The organism is Mesorhizobium sp. WSM3626, from assembly GCF_000513935.1.
Classification (GTDB): domain Bacteria; phylum Pseudomonadota; class Alphaproteobacteria; order Rhizobiales; family Rhizobiaceae; genus Mesorhizobium; species Mesorhizobium salmacidum.
On record NZ_AZUY01000006.1, the window covers coordinates 43003 to 61660 of the forward strand.

Annotated in this window: 15 protein-coding genes; 11 read left to right on the plus strand and 4 right to left on the minus strand. The window is 62.2% G+C overall.

Annotation, left to right across the window (positions count from 1 at the left end; genetic code table 11):
- Nucleotides 1–14: 14 nt before the first annotated feature.
- The 7 genes from rseP (at nucleotide 15) to lpxB (ending at nucleotide 8249) form a co-directional block, all read left to right on the plus strand.
- Nucleotides 15–1157, plus strand: a complete 1143-nt coding sequence (gene rseP / locus M653_RS0106630) for an RIP metalloprotease RseP (RefSeq protein WP_027142620.1) — start codon at nucleotides 15–17, stop codon at nucleotides 1155–1157.
- 217 nt (nucleotides 1158–1374) lie between these two features.
- Nucleotides 1375–3756 (plus strand): outer membrane protein assembly factor BamA, encoded by a 2382-nt coding sequence (gene bamA / locus M653_RS0106640; protein ID WP_027142621.1) that lies wholly within the window; start codon nucleotides 1375–1377, stop codon nucleotides 3754–3756.
- A gap of 73 nt (nucleotides 3757–3829) precedes the next feature.
- Complete coding sequence (gene lpxD, locus M653_RS0106645) at nucleotides 3830–4885, plus strand: UDP-3-O-(3-hydroxymyristoyl)glucosamine N-acyltransferase (protein ID WP_027142622.1); 1056 nt, start codon at nucleotides 3830–3832, stop codon at nucleotides 4883–4885.
- The gene (gene fabZ / locus M653_RS0106650; protein ID WP_027142623.1) at nucleotides 4878–5345 is read left to right on the plus strand and encodes a 3-hydroxyacyl-ACP dehydratase FabZ; all 468 of its coding nucleotides are present in this window, start codon (nucleotides 4878–4880) and stop codon (nucleotides 5343–5345) included. Before lpxD ends, fabZ begins: the two co-directional genes overlap by 8 nt.
- A gap of 13 nt (nucleotides 5346–5358) precedes the next feature.
- Nucleotides 5359–6192 (plus strand): acyl-ACP--UDP-N-acetylglucosamine O-acyltransferase, encoded by an 834-nt coding sequence (gene lpxA / locus M653_RS0106655; protein ID WP_027142624.1) that lies wholly within the window; start codon nucleotides 5359–5361, stop codon nucleotides 6190–6192.
- The gene (locus M653_RS0106660) at nucleotides 6164–7078 is read left to right on the plus strand and encodes an LpxI family protein (protein ID WP_027142625.1); all 915 of its coding nucleotides are present in this window, start codon (nucleotides 6164–6166) and stop codon (nucleotides 7076–7078) included. The genes lpxA and M653_RS0106660 overlap by 29 nt, the downstream gene beginning before the upstream one ends.
- Nucleotides 7071–8249 (plus strand): lipid-A-disaccharide synthase, encoded by a 1179-nt coding sequence (gene lpxB, locus M653_RS0106665; RefSeq protein WP_027142626.1) that lies wholly within the window; start codon nucleotides 7071–7073, stop codon nucleotides 8247–8249. The genes M653_RS0106660 and lpxB overlap by 8 nt, the downstream gene beginning before the upstream one ends.
- A 75-nt stretch (nucleotides 8250–8324) precedes the next feature.
- Here lpxB and gltA read toward each other — a convergent pair whose 3' ends face one another.
- Both gltA and gltX read right to left on the minus strand, forming a co-directional pair.
- Nucleotides 8325–9647, minus strand: a complete 1323-nt coding sequence (gltA, locus tag M653_RS0106670) for a citrate synthase (RefSeq protein ID WP_027142627.1) — start codon at nucleotides 9645–9647, stop codon at nucleotides 8325–8327.
- A 181-nt stretch (nucleotides 9648–9828) separates the two neighbouring features.
- Nucleotides 9829–11253 (minus strand): glutamate--tRNA ligase, encoded by a 1425-nt coding sequence (gene gltX, locus M653_RS0106675; RefSeq protein WP_027142628.1) that lies wholly within the window; start codon nucleotides 11251–11253, stop codon nucleotides 9829–9831.
- 102 nt (nucleotides 11254–11355) lie between these two features.
- On the opposite strand from gltX, the gene M653_RS0106680 reads away from it, so the two are divergent.
- Complete coding sequence (locus M653_RS0106680) at nucleotides 11356–13809, plus strand: ComEC/Rec2 family competence protein (RefSeq protein WP_027142629.1); 2454 nt, start codon at nucleotides 11356–11358, stop codon at nucleotides 13807–13809.
- On the opposite strand, the gene lexA is transcribed toward M653_RS0106680, so the two are convergent.
- A complete protein-coding gene (gene lexA, locus M653_RS0106685; protein WP_027142630.1) occupies nucleotides 13803–14546 on the minus strand; it encodes a transcriptional repressor LexA in 744 nt (247 codons plus the stop codon). The genes M653_RS0106680 and lexA overlap by 7 nt on opposite strands.
- A gap of 406 nt (nucleotides 14547–14952) precedes the next feature.
- Nucleotides 14953–15726 (minus strand): GntR family transcriptional regulator, encoded by a 774-nt coding sequence (locus M653_RS0106695; RefSeq protein WP_032935064.1) that lies wholly within the window; start codon nucleotides 15724–15726, stop codon nucleotides 14953–14955.
- Nucleotides 15727–15879: 153 nt separating this feature from the next.
- On the opposite strand from M653_RS0106695, the gene M653_RS0106700 reads away from it, so the two are divergent.
- From M653_RS0106700 to M653_RS0106710, 3 genes are read left to right on the plus strand one after another with little or no spacing between them, the layout of a single operon-like run.
- Complete coding sequence (locus tag M653_RS0106700; RefSeq protein ID WP_027142632.1) at nucleotides 15880–16866, plus strand: ABC transporter substrate-binding protein; 987 nt, start codon at nucleotides 15880–15882, stop codon at nucleotides 16864–16866.
- A gap of 58 nt (nucleotides 16867–16924) precedes the next feature.
- A complete protein-coding gene (locus M653_RS0106705; RefSeq protein WP_027142633.1) occupies nucleotides 16925–17704 on the plus strand; it encodes an ABC transporter ATP-binding protein in 780 nt (259 codons plus the stop codon).
- Between the two features lie 5 nt (nucleotides 17705–17709).
- Nucleotides 17710–18633 carry an ABC transporter permease gene (locus M653_RS0106710; RefSeq protein WP_027142634.1) on the plus strand — a complete coding sequence of 308 codons (924 nt, stop codon included), beginning with the start codon at nucleotides 17710–17712 and terminating at the stop codon, nucleotides 18631–18633.
- Nucleotides 18634–18658 lie beyond the last annotated feature (25 nt).

Sequence of the window (18658 nt, forward strand, 5' to 3'; positions counted from 1 at the left end):
TTTGAGGGCTTGAGTTGAACGAGATTCTTCACGCGATTTTCAGCACGGAAGGCCTCTTTCTCGGCACGCTCGTGCCGTTTCTCTTCGTACTGACCGTGGTGGTGTTCGTTCACGAGATGGGCCACTACCTCGTCGGCCGCTGGTGCGGCATCGGGGTCAGGGCCTTCTCGATTGGCTTCGGCCCGGAGCTCATAGGCTTCAACGACAGGCGCGGCACGCGCTGGAAGCTTTGCGCCATTCCGCTTGGCGGCTATGTGAAGTTTGTCGGCGACATGAGCGCCACCTCCAGCAAGCCGACATCGGACGAGCTCGAAACGCTGACCGACGAGGAACGCAAGGTTGCCTTCCACACCCAGGCGATCTGGAAGCGCGCGGCAACGGTGGTGGCCGGGCCGCTGTTCAACTTCCTGCTGACGATCGTCGTCTTTTCCGTGCTGTTTGCCTCCTATGGGCGTTATGTCGCGGAGCCCATGGTCGCGGAGATTACCGCCGACAGTCCCGCGGCCAAAGCTGGCATTTTGCCTGGCGACCGATTCGTCAGTGTCGACGGCAGCAAGGTCGAAACCTTCGGAGACGTGCAGCGGCTGGTCTCGGGCCGGGCCGGCGACACCATCACCTTCGTCATGCTGCGCGGCGGCAAGGAGGTCACGGTGACCGCGACGCCGCACCTGATGGAACAAGAGGACGCGCTCGGCAACAAGATCAAGGTTGCGGTGATCGGCGTCGTCAACAACAAGGAACTCGGCCAGCCTCGTCTCATCACATACACCCCGGTGGGAGCCGTTGCGGCGGCCGTTGAGGAAACGGGCCATGTCATCGAGCGCACGGGCCAGTTTCTGCAGCGCTTCGTCGTCGGGCGCGAGGACAAGTGCCAGCTGGGTGGTCCGGTCAAGATCGCAGGTATGGCCGGCAAGGCTGCCAAACTCGGTTTCGAGTGGCTGGTGCAGCTTGTCGCGCTGCTCTCCGTGGGGATAGGCATTCTAAACCTTTTGCCGATTCCCCCCCTCGACGGCGGCCATCTGTTGTTCTACGGGGTGGAGGCCGTCATCCGCCGGCCGGTGTCGGAACGGATGATGGAAATGGCCTATCGGGCCGGTCTGCTTCTGGTGCTGTGCTTCATGGCGTTCGTGTTCTGGAACGATCTCTTTGGGTGCTGAAATCATGAAGGAATTTGGCCTGGGCATGGTCGATGTTGAGACGCCGTTTACCATGCACGGGGATATGAGTGACGCGAAAGCCACGCAACAGGGTTAAGTAAATACAAATTAACCAGAAGCCTTGCGTGTAGGGAAAATCCGGTTAATACGGTAGGGGAAATGACCGCACGTCCGGTTTTCTCGCCGTGGGGACTACGAGAAAAGGTTATTAAGCCCGATGAAGGCAGCATCCAAGTTTCTAAACGCCGCGTCAGCGGCGGCACTGTCCGCCGCTCTGGTCGTACCCGGTGCGCTCGCAGTGCAGTTCGTTGCCACATCGGCGGCCGAAGCCGCTGTCGTAAGCCGGGTGGAGGTGAGCGGCAACCAGCGTGTCGACGCCGATACCATCCGCAACTACATCACCATCAAGCCCGGCAAGGCCTTCTCCAGCTCCGATGTCGATAGCGCGGTCAAGGCGCTGTTCGGCACCGGCCTGTTCTCGGATGTCCAGATCAACCAGGTCGGCTCGACCTTGGTCGTCAAGGTTTCGGAATACAAGGTCGTCAACCAGGTGCTGTTCCAGGGCAACAAGAAGCTCAAGGACAACGCGCTTCAGGCAGCGGTTCAGCTGAAGCCGCGCGGCACGTTCTCCCAGGCTACGCTCGATTCGGACGTCGAGGCGGTCAAGGCCGCTTACAGGCGCATCGGCCGTGACGATGCCGGCGTGACCGCGCAGATCATGGAGCTCGGCGACAACCGCGTGAATGTGGTGTTCCACGTCACCGAAGGCGATCGGACGCAGATCGCGGCAATCAATTTCGTCGGCAACAGCGCCTATTCCAGCCGCCGCCTGTCGGACGTGATCAATACCAAGCGCTCATCCTGGGTCTCGTTCATCCTGCGCGACGACGTCTATGATGAAGACAAGCTGCGCGCCGACCAGGAACTGCTGCGCCGCTTCTACTATAATCACGGCTATGCTGATTTCCAGGTCGTGTCCGCTGTCGGCGAGCTCGACAATGCGACCAACAAATACACGGTCACCATCACCGTCCAGGAAGGCGAGCGCTATACTTTCGGCGACATCAGCGTCGAAAGCACGATCCCGGAAGTGGACTCCAAGTCGCTGGAATCGGTGGTGGAAACACACAAGGGCGATGTCTACAACGCCAAGAATGTCGAAGACTCGATCATTGCCTTGACCGAGAAGGTGGCCGGTTCCGGCTACGCATTCGCGCAGGTGACGCCGCGTGGCGATCGCAACTTCGAGAACCATACGATTTCGGTGGTCTACACGGTCGACCAGGGCACCAAGGCCTATGTCGAGCGCATCGAGATCCGCGGCAACGATCGGACGCGTGACTATGTCATTCGCCGCGAATTCGACGTCAGCGAAGGCGACGCGTTCAACCAGGTGCTCATCCAGCGCGCGAAGAAGCGTCTGGAAGACCTCAATTACTTTGACAAAGTCGACATTTCGACCGTGCCTGGCTCGGCCCCTGATCAGGTCGTGCTGGTGGTCGATGTGGTAGAGAAGTCGACGGGTGAATTCTCGGTTGGCGCCGGCTATTCGACCGGTGGCGACTCGGCCGGACCGTCCGTCGAAGGATCGATCACCGAGCGCAACTTCCTCGGTCGTGGCCAGTTCATCAAGGTGTCGGCCGGTGGCGGCAAGAACTCGCGCGATTACAGCCTGTCCTTCACCGAGCCCTATTTCCTCGGGCGGCGCATCGCCGCCGGCTTCGATATCTACAAGTCGACGCGGGAATACAACAATAACTACGACAGCGACACCACCGGCGCGACGATCCGCTTCGGGCTGCCAATCACCAACAGCATTACAACCCAGCTGGCGTACAACATCTCGCAAGAGAAGTATAAGGTCGACGATAGTTGCGGTCCAACCAGCCCAGGAGATCCGGACGGCACCTGTAACATCTCACAGGCTGTCCTGGATGGTATCGAGCAGAGCCCGTGGATCAAGTCTTCGGTCAGCCTGGGGCTGGTCTACAACACCATCGACGACATGAAGAACCCGCACGAGGGTATCTACGCCAACACGACCGTGGAGGTCGCGGGTCTCGGTGGCGATGCCAAGTTCGTGAAGATCACCGGCCGCGGCAGCATCTATCAGACGCTGTCCGAGCAGCTTGACCTTGTCGGGCTCCTTTCAGGTGGCGCGGGTCACGTCGAGGGTTACGGCAGCGACGGCGATCTGCGCATCTTCGACCACTTCCAGAGCACCGATCGCATGATCCGCGGCTTTGCCTATGGTGGCATCGGCCCGGTCGCTACCGGTACCAGCGGCGATCATCTGGGCGGCACGACCTATTTCAACGCTTCGGCCGAGGCGCAATTCCCGCTCCCGGTTATTCCCGAGAGCTTCGGCTTGCGTGGCGCGGTGTTCGCGGATGCGGCGACGCTCTACGGCAACAAGATTGCCGATCAGTCACTGGTCGATCAGGACTCGACCGGTTTGCAGATACGCGCCTCGGTCGGTGTCGGCCTGATGTGGGCCTCGCCGTTCGGGCCGATCCGTATCGACTATGCGATCCCGGTCAAGAAGGAAGCCAAAGACGACGTGCAGGAATTCAACTTCGGCATATCGACCCGCTTCTGATCGGCGGCCAACGATGCTCCCGGGTTTTGGATCCGGGAGAAATGTTCCGACCTAGCTGGATATAGCTTCTGGAATGACCGATCCGGTGTTCTTCGCGCCATCACGCCGGTATACGGCGGCCGAAGTCGCGAATCTGACTGGCTCGGTGCTTGTCGATTCCGGCCAATCCGACGTTTCGATCGAAGCGTTGGCGCCAGCCAATGAGGGCGGCGCCAACGCGCTCGTTTTCGTCGACGGCAGGCGCAATTCGGCGCTGATGCCGTCGCTGCGGGCGGCAGCGGTGCTGTGTCCGGCGGAATTCGCAAACAAGGCGCCGGCTAGCGTCGCCGTCCTGATCCATCCGCGGCCGCAACAGGCATTCGCCCTGGTTGGTCGGCTGCTGTTCCCCACGGCCGCTACGCCGGGGCCGATGACCGGTGAAACCGGTGTTTCGCCTCATGCCCACGTCGATCCGACAGCGCATGTCGAAGCCGGCGCTGTCATCGAAGCCGGCGTGGTCATCGGGCCAGGCGTCTCGATCGGCAGCGGCACCGTCATTGCGCCAAACGCCGTCATCGGACAGTCCTGCCAGATTGGCCGTGACGGCTATGTCGGCCCGGGCGCCAGTATCCAGTACGCATTGATCGGCAATCGGGTCATCATCCATGGAGGCGCCAGGATTGGACAGGACGGTTTTGGCTTTGTCGGCGGCGCCAAGGGTCCCGAACGTGTTCCACAGATCGGGCGGGTCATCATCCAGGACGATGTCGAGATCGGCTCCAATTCCACCGTCGATCGCGGCGCCATGTCCGATACGATCATCGGGCAAGGCACCAAGATCGACAATCTCGTGCAGATCGCCCATAACGTCCGCATCGGTCGCAATTGCATAGTAGCCGGGCTTTCGGGTATTTCCGGTTCCGTGGTGGTGGGGGACAATGTCACCATGGGCGGCGGCGTCGGGCTTGCGGATCATCTCACGATTGGTACAGGTGCCAAGCTTGCCGCCAGAAGTGGATTTATGAGCAATGTTCCCGCCGGCGAGATATGGGGTGGCTATCCGGCGCAGCCGATGGCGGAAGCCATGCGAGAGATAGCCATGTTGCGCACGATGGCCAGGGCACGCAAGCAGGGCAAGGACAATGGCTGACATGGTGGCGGCGACAACGCTGGAAGCGGTCGACATATTGGGGCTTATGAAGCTCCTGCCGCACCGTTACCCCTTCCTTATGATCGACCGCATCATCGACATCGATGGCGACGACTCCGCCATCGGCATCAAGAACGTGACCATAAACGAGCCGCATTTTCAGGGTCATTTCCCGGAGCAGCCGGTGATGCCGGGTGTGCTGATCGTCGAGGCCATGGCGCAGACGGCGGGCGCCATTTGTATCCGCAGCCTCGGGGCGTCGAAGCCCTCGCTGGTCTATTTCCTGACCATCGACAACGCCAAATTCCGCAAACCGGTCGTTCCCGGCGACCAGTTGAAGATCCATGTCAAGAAAATCAAGAAGCGCGGCAACCTGCTCAAATTCGCCTGCGAAGCCCTGGTCGAAGGTGCCAAGGCGGCCGAGGCCGAGATTTCAGCCATGATGGTCACCGGCGACTGACGATCGAGTGCCTATGAAAACCAACACGTCAATCCATCCTTCCTCCGTCGTGGAAGAAGGCGCCCAAATCGGCCACGGTGTGCGCATTGGGCCGTTCTGCCATGTCAGCGCCGATGCTGTGATCGGTGACGGTGTCGAACTGGTTAGCCATGTCTCGGTCATGGGCGCGACCACTGTCGGAGCGTCGACCAAGGTCTATCCGATGGCGATCCTGGGCGGACCGCCGCAGAACACCAAGCACAAGGGCGGCCGCACCACACTCGTCATCGGCGCCAACTGCACCATCCGCGAAGGCGTGACCATGCATGTCGGCACCGACACCAGCCGCGGCGAAACGACGGTCGGCGACAATGGCAATTTCCTCGCCTACGCCCATATCGCTCATGATTGCGCCGTCGGCAACAACGCCACCTTCGCCAATGGGGCGACATTGGGCGGCCACTGCGAGATCGGCAACAATGTCTATATCGGCGGCCTCAGCGCCGTTCATCAATTCGTGCGTGTAGGCGACAACGCCTTTCTTGGCGGATGCTCGGCTTTTGTTGGTGATGTCATTCCTTATGCCATCGCGGTCGGCAACCGCGCCAGCTTGCGCGGCTTGAACATCATCGGCCTCAAGCGCGCCGGTCTGCCGCGTTCCGAAATCTATCTGCTGCGCAAGGCCTACAAGACGATCTTCGACCGCTCCCGCACCGTCAGCGAGAACATCGAGTTCGCCAAGGCGGAGTTCGCCTCGTCGCCGACCGCAATGAAGATCATCGACTTCATCACCAGTCGCGGCAAGCGGCACTATGCGGTGCCATCGCTCAAGGGCGGCGATGGCGACGATACCGATGACGAAGACTGAGACAGCCGCGGCTGGTCTTGATCTCCCGCCTGGTGCCAGGGTCGGCATCATCGCCGGCGGCGGCAGCCTTCCGGTCGAAGTCGCTGCCGGTTTGGCCGAACAGGGTCATGCGCCCTTCATCGTGCTCATGGACGGTGAGGCTGACCGCCTGGCGGAGTTGTGCCGGTACGAGCATGATACGCTTGCCCTGGAGGCGATAGGATCGCTCGTTCCGCTGCTCAAGCGCAACCGGATTACCCATCTGGTACTTGCCGGCGAGATAAAGCGCAGGCCAAGGCTGACACATCTGCGTCCAAGCCTCAGCCTGCTCGCCGTGGTGCCCCTTGTTGTCATGGCGTTGGCGCGTGGCGATGACGGGCTGCTCAAGGTGGTGGCGCGCGGGCTTGAGGCCAGGGGGATTAAGGTCGTGGGTGCTCACGAGATCGTGCCGAACCTTGTCGCCGCCGAAGGGGTGTTGACCAGGGCTAAGCCTCTGAAATCGGACTGGCGCGACATCGAGGCGGGTTTTGCGGCGGCAAAGGCCATTGGGGCGCTGGATATCGGCCAGGCGGCGATCGCGGTCGGCGGCCGGACCATTGCGCTTGAAGGCATCGAGGGCACGGCCGGATTGCTGGACCGCGCCAGGCTGCTGCGCGGCCACGGCCGTATCGCCGGCAAGACGCGCGGCGTTCTGGTCAAATGCGCCAAGCCTGGCCAGGAGTTGCGGGCGGATCTTCCTTCCATGGGACCACAGACGGTAGAAGCAGCGCATGCGGCCGGCCTTGCCGGCATTGCCGTCGAAGCGGGACGCTCCCTGATCCTCGAAGGCCCCGCAACCCTCTCGCGTGCCAATGAGCTTGGGTTGTTCATCGTCGGCATGGCAGCAGCGGAGTCCGGACATGGCTGACAGGGCGCTGAAGATCGCGATCGTCGCGGGCGAGGAGTCAGGCGACCTCCTTGGCGCCGACATCGTCCGGTCGCTCCGCCAGATGACAGGTCGCGAGGTGCAACTCGTTGGACTCGGCGGCCGCCACCTGCAGGCGCTTGGGCTGGTTGCGCCGTTCGACGCCGGCGAGGTCGCTCTGATGGGGTTCAGCGCCGTCCTGCGTGACCTGCCGCGCCTGATCCGGCGGATCGGCCAGCTGGGGGGGATGGTTGCGGACGCCAAGCCCGATTGCCTCGTCACCATCGACAGTCCCGATTTTTCGCTGCGCGTCGCCAAAAAAGTGCGCGCGGCCAACCCGTCGATCCCGATCGTCCACTATGTCTGCCCGAGCGTCTGGGCATGGCGGCCGGGCAGGGCGGTGGCGATGAAGCCCTATGTCGACCACATTCTGTGCATCCTGCCGTTCGAAGTGAATGAACTCGATCGGCTGGGTGGTCCGCCCGGCACCTATGTCGGGCACCGTCTGACCCATGACGCGGGTGTGCTCTCGGCGGCAAAGGCTCAAGCCCAGCCGCGTGATCTATCACCAGACCGCGTGAAGACGCTGCTCGTCCTGCCCGGCTCGCGGCGCGGCGAGGTGCGGCGGCTGCTCGAACCGTTCGGCGAGACCGTGTCGATGTTGCGGGCTCGCGGGCATCGGCTCCGGCTGATGCTGCCGACGGTGCCACATGTCGCGGATACCGTGCGGTCCGCGGTCACGCGCTGGGACGAGAAACCCGAGATTATCCTTGAGCCCGAGCGCAAATGGCAGGCCTTCGGCAAGGCCGACGCCGCGTTGATCGCGTCCGGCACGGTGTCCCTGGAACTGGCATTGTCCGGCGTGCCGATGATCTCTTGCTATCGGCTCGACCCGGTCGCACGCGTCGTCGCGCCGTATCTCGTTTCCGTCTGGTCGGCGCTGCTTCCCAACCTGATCTCGGATCGCGCGTTGATCCCGGAATTCTACAACGAGTACGTCAAACCGAACAATCTTGCGCGCCAGCTGGAAGCGCTGTTGGACGACAGTGGCATGCGCGCCTGGCAGAAAGATGGGTTTGCCGAGATTTCAGGGCGCATGGCAACGGACAAACCGTCCGGTGAAATCGCCGCGGAGGTTGTGATGCGGCACATCAAGGGAGTGAGTAGTGAGTAGTGAGTAGTGAGTAGTGAGTGGGAATATGTCGGCTATTCCCTACTGACTACTGACTACTGACTACTGACTTTCCATTCACCGCTTGGCGATCGGCACGTAGTCGCGCTCCGGCGCGCCGGTGTAGAGCTGGCGCGGGCGGCCGATCTTCTGGCGCGGATCCTCGATCATTTCCTTCCACTGCGCGATCCAGCCGACCGTGCGGGCGACCGCGAACAGCACCGTGAACATGGTGGTGGGGAAGCCCAGCGCCTTCAGCGTGATGCCGGAGTAGAAGTCGACGTTCGGGTAGAGTTTCTTCTCGATGAAATAGGGATCGGTCAGCGCGATCTTTTCCAGTTCCATCGCGATGTCGAGCAGCGGATCGTCCTTGATGCCGAGTTCGCCCAAAACCTCATGCGCCGTCTTCTGCATGATCTTGGCACGCGGATCGTAGTTCTTGTAGACGCGATGACCAAAGCCCATCAGCCGGAACGGATCGTTTTTGTCCTTGGCGCGGGCGATGAATTCCGGAATGTGATCGACATGGCCGATCTCGCCCAGCATGTTGAGCGCCGCTTCATTGGCGCCGCCATGGGCCGGGCCCCACAGGCAAGCGATGCCGGCGGCAATGCAGGCGAAGGGGTTGGCGCCCGAAGAGCCGGCGAGACGAACGGTCGAGGTCGAAGCGTTCTGCTCATGATCGGCGTGCAGGATGAAGATGCGCTCCATGGCGCGCGCCAGCACCGGATTGATCTTGTATTCCTCGCACGGCACGGCAAAGCACATGTGCAGGAAGTTGGCGGCGAAATTCAGCTCGTTCTTCGGATAAATAAAGGGCTGGCCGATGTGGTACTTGTAGGTCATGGCCGCGATCGTCGGCATTTTGGCGATCAGGCGCATGGACGCAACCATGCGCTGGTATGGGTCGGAGATGTCGGTCGAGTCGTGATAGAAGGCCGACAGCGCGCCGACCACGCCGCACATCACCGCCATCGGGTGCGCGTCGCGGCGAAAGCCGGTGAAGAAGCGCGACATCTGCTCGTGCACCATGGTGTGGCGCGTCACGCGATAATCGAAATCGTCCTTCTGCGCCTTCGTCGGCAGTTCGCCGTAGAGCAGGAGGTAACAGACCTCGAGGAAGTCGCCGTGTTCGGCCAACTGGTCGATCGGATAGCCCCGATGCAGGAGGATGCCGGCATCACCATCGATGAAGGTGATCTCCGACTCGCAGCTTGCCGTAGAGGTGAAGCCGGGATCATAGGTGAAGGCGCCGGTGGTGCTGTAGAGCGAGGCGATGTCGATGACGTCAGGCCCGACCGAGCCGCTTCGCACCTTGAATTCGTGAGTCTTGCCGGCGAATTGCAGCGTTGCCATGCCCTCCTGGCCGCCCACATCCAGTTTTTTCGCAGCTTCGGTCATTGCAAACTCCTTCTTGTTCCTCATGCCGGCAAAGGCAAATTCCGCAGAGCGACACGTCGAAATCACCGCAATGCGCGTATTCGCCACCGCATTTTAGGAGGTGCGTGCCAGATTGGGCCAAGCCTAATGTTGCACTGCGAAACGCGCCTTTCAATGCCAATCTTCTTGGGCCAGTTTGCTCCTAATCGATTTGATCCGCTATGCGCGCCAGGCTTTCCCCACGCCCCAGCACGGCCAACACGTCGAACACGCCTGGCGAGGTGCTTTTGCCGGTCAAGGCAGCCCGCAGCGGCTGGGCCACGGCGCCGAGCTTGTGGCCGCCAGCCAGCGCATAGTCGCGGATCGCGGCCTCGGCCGTGGCGGCTGTCCAGTCGCCGGACAGCGCGTTCAAAGCTTCGTGAGCGCCACGCAGGATCTTGCGGGCATCGTCGTTGAGCAGGAGTGCCGCCTTGTCGTCGATCGGCAGCGGCCGCGCGGCAAACAGGAAGCCGGCGCCGTCGACGAGCTCGACCAGCGTCTTGGCGCGCTCCTTCAGGCCCGGAAGTGCTGCCAGCAACTGCGCCTTGTTCTTCTCGTCGAGGCGCGCCGCCATCGCCGGGCCACCCTCCAGATAGGGCAAGGTGGCGATGAAAATGTCGAACAATTCGGTGTCGGCCATGCGGCGCATATGGACGCCGTTCAGCGCCTCGAGCTTGGCGAAGTCGAAGCGCGCCGCGCCCTTGTTGACGTCGCCGATATCGAACCAGGAGATCATGTCCTTGATCGACATGACCTCGTCGTCGCCATGGCTCCAGCCCAGGCGCGCGAGGTAGTTCAGCAGCGCCTCAGGCAGATAGCCCATGGCGCGGTAGACCTCGACGCCCAGCGCGCCGTGGCGTTTCGACAGCTTGGCGCCGTCGGCGCCATGGATCAGCGGGATGTGCGACATCGACGGCACGTCCCAGCCCATGGCGTTGTAGATCACGGTCTGGCGGGCGGCGTTGGTCAGGTGATCGTCGCCACGGATGATATGGGTGATGCCCATGTCGTGGTCATCGACGACGACGGCATGCATATAGGTCGGGTTGCCGTCCGAACGCAGGATGATGAAATCGTCGAGATCCTTGTTGGGGAAACGCACCTCGCCCTGGACCCGGTCCTGCACCACCGTCTCGCCCTCGGTCGGTGCCTTGATGCGGATGGCACCCTTGACGCCGGCGGGTGCCTCCGACGGGGCGCGGTCACGCCAGTGGCCGTTATAGCGTGGCGGCAGGCTCTTGGCGCGTGCCGCCTCGCGCATCGTCTCGAGCTCGGCTGAAGTCTCGTAGCTGTAATAGGCCTTGCCCAGGCGCACCAGCTCCTCGGCCACCTCCCGGTGGCGCGGCGCGCGCTCGAATTGGGAGACCGCGTCACCGTCCCATGACAGGCCGAGCCAGGTCAGGCCGTCCAGAATGGCCGATGTGGCCGCATCGGTCGAACGCTCGCGATCGGTGTCCTCGATGCGCAGCAGCATCGTGCCGCCGGTGTGCTTGGCATAGAGCCAGTTGAACAGTGCCGTGCGCGCGCCGCCGATATGCAGATAGCCGGTCGGCGAGGGAGCAAAACGGGTGATGACCTTGTCGGGCATGGAACTCTCGGAAACGTCTGAAGCTGAGTGCGGAGTGCGCGGACTTTCGCGCGTCGCGCGTTCATGTAGCATAGGGTGTCGAGGGCGCAAGGGGCAGACCCGATGACTGGACGAGGCCGGGGCTCGGATCGGGGCGAGGGCGCCATTGTCGGCGTCAGCGAGCGATCCCTGTTTGCGACGCCTCCTGCGATCCCGCTGCCATCGCCGCTCGTGGCTGCGCCCGCAACCCAGCCACTGCAGGCGGATAGCCCAGCGCCAACTCCATCTCCTGCCGCACGCCGGATTGTGCGCATGCGCCGGCAAATCGGCCCGATATCCTTGCCTCGCCTGCGTCACGGCGTCGCCAAGGCGGCGGAGCTGGAACTCGACCGGGGCATCGCCTTCCTGCTGGTGCCGGTCTGCCTGGCCGTTGGGGCGATCTGCTACTTTTCGCTGGCGTCCGAGCCCGATTTTGCAAAGCCTGTCGCGGTCGTGGTTCTGGCGGCGGTCTGTGCATTCGTCTCGCGCTCCTGGCCGAAAACCCATCTGTGTTTCATGGCACTGCTGTTGTGTGTGCTTGGCCTGCTCGCGGCGAAGGTCGAAACATGGCGAGCCGGAACCCGGATGCTGGGCTCGGAAATCTCGACGCAACTGACCGGCCGCGTGATCTCGCTCGAGGAGATGGAGAGCGGCCGCATCCGGCTGACCATGGACGTGATTTCGACCGCCCGGCCGAAACTGCGCTACGCGCCTGAAAGGGTCCGGCTTTCGGCACGCAAGATACCGCCCGAAATGACCGCCGGCTCGCTTGTCACAGGTTATGCCAAACTGCTGCCGCCGACCGGCCCGGTGCGGCCGGACAGCTACGACTTCTCCTTCGACAGCTATTTCGCCGGCATCGGCGGCAGCGGCTTCTTTCTCGGCAATCCAACGGTTGTCTCCGCCGAAGCCAGTGAGATGCCGCTGCCGGCACGCGTGTTTTCAGGCATCGAAAATGCCCGCGAAGCCATCGCCGACCACATCAGGGGCAGCATTGGCGGCGCCGAAGGCGAAATCGCGGCGGCGCTGATCGTCGGCGTGCGGGCCGGCATTCCCGATGAAATCAACGAAGCGATGCGGCGCACCGGCATCTATCACATCATCTCGATTTCGGGTCTGCATATGGCGCTGGTGGCCGGCACCATCATGGGTCTGCTGCGCGGCGCCTTTGCGCTGTTTCCAGGCTTTTCCGCGCGCCGGCCGGTGAAGAAATACGCCGCCGCCGCCGCACTGTTTTCGATCGCCGCCTATCTCGTCATTTCGGGCGTCGTCGTCGCGGCCGAACGCAGCTTCATCATGCTGGCGGTGATGCTGATCGCCGTCTTGTTCGATCGCGCGGCGCTGACCATGCGCAATCTGGCGATCTCGGCGATCGTCGTTATCCTGGTTTCGCCGCACGAGGTCGTCGGCCCGAGTTTCCAGATGTCGTTCGCGGCAACCGCAGCCTTGGTTGGCGCCTATGCCGGCTGGGCCGACCACCATGCGGGAAAGACGAGGCCTCCGCCGCCAAAGCGATCCCTACCCGGGTTTCTGACGCGAAAATTCCTCTTGGCGACAGGTGGATTGGCCATGACGTCCATCATCGCCGGCAGCGCGACGGCACTGTTTGCCATCTGGCATTTCCAGCGGGTGTCGCCGCTCAGCCTGTTCGCCAATCTGGCCGTCATGCCGATCGTGTCGGTCGTGATGTTCCTGGCCGTCGCCAGCGCGTTGCTGATGCCGTTCGGGTTGGATTGGCCGGCTCTCTACCTCATGGGCAAGGGCCTGACAGCGATGATCGCCATATCGGCGTGGATATCGGAGCGCTCTCCGGTCGATGGAGTCGGGCTGATTTCGCAGCAATCCGTGCTGCTGGTCACCGTCGCGCTGGTCATCGCGACGATGGCGACGACGTGGCTCCGGCTCACGGCGGTGCCATTCGCGCTTGCCGGTCTGTTGACTGTGTCGCACACGCGCGCGCCCGATGTGCTGATCTCGGAAGATGCGCGGTTGGTGGCTCTGTCGATCGGCAATGGCGAACTGGCCGTCAACCGGGAACGTCCGAACGAATTCGCAGCCGACAACTGGAAACGCGCTCTGATCTCCGAAACAATCGTGAAACCGGAAATGTTCGAGAAGACTGACGGGCAATTCGATATTTCCGCTCCCACCGACCTGCCGCAGGGATCGCCGTTTTATTGCCGCGAAGGCCTGTGCCTTGCCAGGCACCCTTCCGGCGCGATCATCGCCTATGTCGAGGATCGCAAGAACACCTGGAAGGCCTGCGCTTTCGCCGACCTGATCGTCGTCAATGACGCGACCGCCTATGACGCCTGCCATAATCCGCTGGTTCTCGTCGTCACCAAACGCCAGCTCGCCCGCAAGGGGAGTGCCGCCGTTTTCTTCGATCCCCAATCGGCCACGACCCCGGCTGAGATCGAATTCGCCGTCGACGGACCATACCGGCCTTGGCACGAGCAGCGAAAATTCTCACGCGAGGCGAGAGGGCTGGCCCCCTATAAAAAGGCCGACAAGCCCGATGGCAAGCCAGTTCAGTAGCGCCTGATCAGCCCGACGAGTTTGCCCTGCACTTTGACCCGATCCGGTCCGAAGATGCGTGTTTCGTAGGCTGGATTGGCGGCTTCGAGCGCGATCGAGGCGCCTTTGCGGCGGAACCGCTTCAGCGTTGCTTCCTCCTCGTCGACCAGCGCCACGATGATTTCGCCCGGACTTGCTGTATCGGCATTGCGGATGATGACCGTGTCGCCGTCGAAGATACCGGCCTCAATCATCGAGTCGCCCTTGACCTCCAGCGCATAGTGCTCGCCGCCCATGATCATGTCCGGCGGCACCGAAATCGAATGCGTCTGATGCTGGATGGCATCGATCGGCACACCGGCGGCGATACGGCCCATGACCGGGATGGACACGGCTGAAACCGCATCGTCGTCGTTGCCGGCCGCGGGCAGGCGCGAAGGAGCCGTCGCCGGCCTGATCTGGCGGCCGAGACCGCCTTGGCCAAGGCTGCCCTGGATGACGCTTGGCGAGAACTTCTTTGCCGCATTGAGGCCCGGCGCGATCGAGTCCGGCAGCCGCAGCACTTCCAGCGCGCGCGCCCGATTGGGTAGCCGGCGAATAAAGCCACGTTCCTCCAGCGCCGTGATCAGGCGATGGATGCCCGACTTGGAGGCAAGATCGAGCGCTTCCTTCATCTCGTCGAAGGAGGGCGGTATCCCGCTTTCCTTGAGCCGTTCGTGGATGAACATCAGCAGTTCATGTTGCTTGCGTGTCAGCATGGCGGCCCCCAAGGCATTGAACGAAAGGTCTGAACCAGAATCGAAAAACAAACCCAGAACAAACACTATCCGTTCCAGTTGTGTTCCGCAACCGTTTAAAGTTTAATGAATTTGTTAACGCGCCTGAAGTTTTTTGCCGCGACAGCGGACTGCGGCCGACCGTTTCCGCGATCGGCAGGCATTGAAATCGTTTTGGTTAATGGCCTGTGGCCTATCCACTGTTGGGCCTTGGCATCAGTCTTTCAGATGGCTCTTCTCGGGTGGATTGTACAATTTATGGATCCATTATTCGCGGAACGAAACGAAACCAAAACGCCAACGATTGGTAGCTTTGAGGCGGCGATGGATCAGGTGTTTGGCCCACTCCGGCCAGCGCATGCCAATAGGCGTCGCGAAAGCGCTGAAGTCACCCGGAACCCGCTTTCAAACTGCCGGCGCGGGCGGCGTATATGGTCGCGCCGCTGTCTTCGCTATGGACATAGACGTGCAGGGTATAGCCAATATGCGCCGTCATCAGCGCTTTGGCCCGCTCGACGTCACGATCGAGTGCAGCTTCCATGATCGCTGTATGGTGTTCGATCGCAATCGCTTCGCACAATGCCTCCATTGCCTCTTCATAACCGTCCTTCAGGCCAGCCGCGGCCCGCAATGTCGGCGCCAGGCCGAGAAAACGATGATGCCGTCGCAGCTGATCGGCGATGGTCGAGCGGAATCGCATGAGCCAATTGGAAGTCGCCGCGCTCAGCAGCGCCGCATGGAAAGCCTCGTGGTTCTCGTCCCATTTATCGACGGCCGCATCCGAAGGATCGTCGACCGCGGTCTTGCAACGGGAGAGCCGGTAGTGGGCGGTGACAACGGCATCCTCCCACTCCTTGCCGCCTTTTTCCATCGATTCGAGGAACAGGGGTATCTCGACCACCATCCTGGCGCGTGCCAGGTCCTCCAGTTCGGCCCGCGATACCGGAGCGACGGTAAAACCACGATTGCTGATGGCGGTGACCAGGCGTTCGGCCTCTAGCCGCGACAAGGCTTCGCGCAACGGCGTCCAGCCGACACCATAGGTCCCGCGCAGCGCACTCAGCTTGAGCGGGGCCCCGGGCATGAGGCGCGTCGTCAGGATATCGCGCCGCAACAGCTGATAGGCTGCCTCCGTCTTTGTGGAGATCGTTTGATCCTGCATCACGGTCCATCCATCGTCTGGCAGAGGAAAATTATATATGATGTAGGTGCATGGCAAGAATTATATATAATGTTTGACACGGGCCGGCGGACTGACCATGATCGCCGCACTAGCCGCGGTGCAAGCGGCGTCGATCAAATCTGGGAGGAAATGATGTTGAAGTCGAAATCCGCTTGGCTGTCGGGTTTGTTCGTGGCCGGCGCATTGATGGTGAGCGCCGGCGGTGCCGCCGCTGATCAGATCCGCATCGGCATCGCCAATTTTGGCGAGCATCCGCAATTGAACGCCGCCATAGCCGGCTTCAAGAAGGCGCTGACGGACAATGGCTTCGTCGACGGCAAGGACGTCGTCTATACGGAGAGCCATACCAATTTCGATGCATCGCTGGTGCCGCAGATGATCGCAAAGCTGCAGGCCGAGCAGCCCAAGCTGATCTACACCATCACCACGCCGGTCTCGCAGATCGCCAAGAAAGCGCTCGCGGGCTCCGGCATTCCGATCGTCTTTGCCGCGGTCACCGATCCGGTGGCGGCCAAGCTCGTGCCGTCGTGGGACTCGGGTGATGAAGGCATGACTGGCGCGACCGATCTTCAGGATGTTGCCGCGGTAATGGCCTTCACCAAGAAGCTGTTGCCAAACGCCAAGCGTTTTGGTGTGCCTTACAATCCCGGTGAAGCCAACGACGTTGCCCTGATCGAGAAGATCAAGGCGGCGGCACCGGCCGCCGGTTTCGAGGTCGTGGAAGTCGGCATCGACAACGTCAATGACATTCAGCAACGCATCGCCTCGCTCGCCGGGAAAGCCGATGTGATCTACGGACCGACCTCGAACCTGATCCAGCCGGCGATCGCCGCTGTCTCCGCCGCCGCGCGCCAGGCCGGTATCCCGGTCGTCAACGCCGATGACAGCGCGGTCCGCAACGGCACCGTGCCGGCGAGCTTCGCGGTCAACTATACGCAGGTCGGGATCAACGCCGGCAACATCGCGGCCGAAGTCCTCAAGGGCAAGGATCCCAAGACGATCGCACCGTCACGCCCGGCCTACAAGGACCACATGGCGTTGATCTCGCGCAAGGCGATGGCTGCGTTCGGCATCGAGATACCGGCTTCGATGGCCGATTGCGGCTGCATCGTCGACTGACATCGGCGCTGTGAGGGTGACGGCGCAGGCGCTGTCACCCCGAGGTCAGGGAGGAACGATGCTCGAGATCCGATCCGCGCGTAAAGTATTCTACAAGGGCCAGGCTGACGAGAAGATCGCGCTGGACGGTCTCAGCCTGTTGCTGGCCACGGGCGAGTTCGGCATCGTCATCGGCTCCAACGGGGCCGGCAAGAGCAGCATGCTTAATGCCATTTCCGGCGCTCTGATCCTCGATTCCGGCCAGATCCTGATCAATGGCGCCGATGTGACTGGTATGCCGGTGCACAAGCGCGCCGCGAGACTGGCTCGCGTATTCCAGGATCCGATGCGCGGCACCGCCGCCAGCATGACGGTTGCTGAAAACATGCTGCTGGCTGATTTGCGCAGCAGCAAGCGCACCTTGCGCCAGGGGCTGAATGCCACCCGCCTTGCGTCCTACAGGGAACGCCTGTCGATACTGGGCCTCGGCCTTGAAAACCGCCTCGACACACGCGTCGACCTGCTCTCGGGCGGGCAGCGGCAATCCTTGTCGCTGATCATGGCGGTCGGCGGATCGCCTGACTTGCTGCTGCTCGACGAACATACTGCCGCACTTGATCCGCGCACGGCCGAGATTGTCATGCAGGCGACGGTGCGCGCCGTCAGCGCGCTGAAGCTGACGACTTTGATGGTGACCCACAACATGCAGCACGCCGTCGACTATGGCAGCCGCGTGATCATGCTCGACGCGGGCCGCGTCCTTCTGGAAGTTAGCGGCGAGGAGAAGGCGAGGGTCACGGTTATCGATCTGATCGGCCATTTCTCCGTCAAAACCGACCGCATGTTGCTGGCGAGCTGATCACCATGGGTTTTGTTCAGGACGTTCTCGCCAGCTTCGTCGCTATCATGCCGGTCACCCTGGCGCAGAGCCTGATCCTGGCCTTTGTCGTGCTCGGGATCATGATCCCGTTTCGCATGCTGAATTTTCCCGATCTCACCAGCGAAGGCGCTTTTCCGCTGGGCGGCTGCGTCTGCGGCGTTCTCCTCGCCGCCGGCGCATCGCCGCTGATGGGCATCGCCGCCGCCCTCGTTGTCGGCTTCGCGGCAGGCTGCTGTACCGCGTTCATCCATCTGCGCTTCCGCATCCACACGCTTCTTGCCGGCATCCTGATGATGACGATGCTCTACAGCATCAACCTTCGCATCATGGGCAAATCCAACCTCTCCGTGTTCGGCTCGCCGACGGTGTTCGACTGGGTGCCGTTCGCGCGGCCGGGTTTTCCCGCCAGCAAGATCGTCGTCGCTGGCCTTCTCGCGCTTATCGCCTTCATGCTGCTCTACATGTTCTTCAGGACCGAGAAGGGCACGGCCGTGCGCGCCGTGGGCGCCAATCCTGACATGGCCGAGGCGCAAGGAATCAATGTCTGGGCCGCGACCATAGGCGGTGTCGGGCTGGCGAGCGCGTTTTCGGCGTCAAGCGGCGCGCTGATGGTGCAGTCGCAGGGATTCGCCGACGTCAATATGGGGCTGGGCATCCTCATCAACGGCCTTGCCGCGCTGATGATCGGCGAGGCCGTCGTCGGCAAGCAGACGGTCTGGCGGCAGCTGCTGGCGCCCTTCGCCGGCGCGATCATCTACTACCAGCTGGTGTCGTTCTGCCTTGCCGCCGGCATGCCGCCGCCCGACCTGAAGCTTGCCACGGGCCTGTTCGTGCTGGCCATGCTCGCCTTGCCCAGTCTCAAGCGCAGCCGCGGGCCGGCGCCAGCACGCGAAGCGATCCGTGAATAATCAAGGCGTGAATAATCAGGGAATG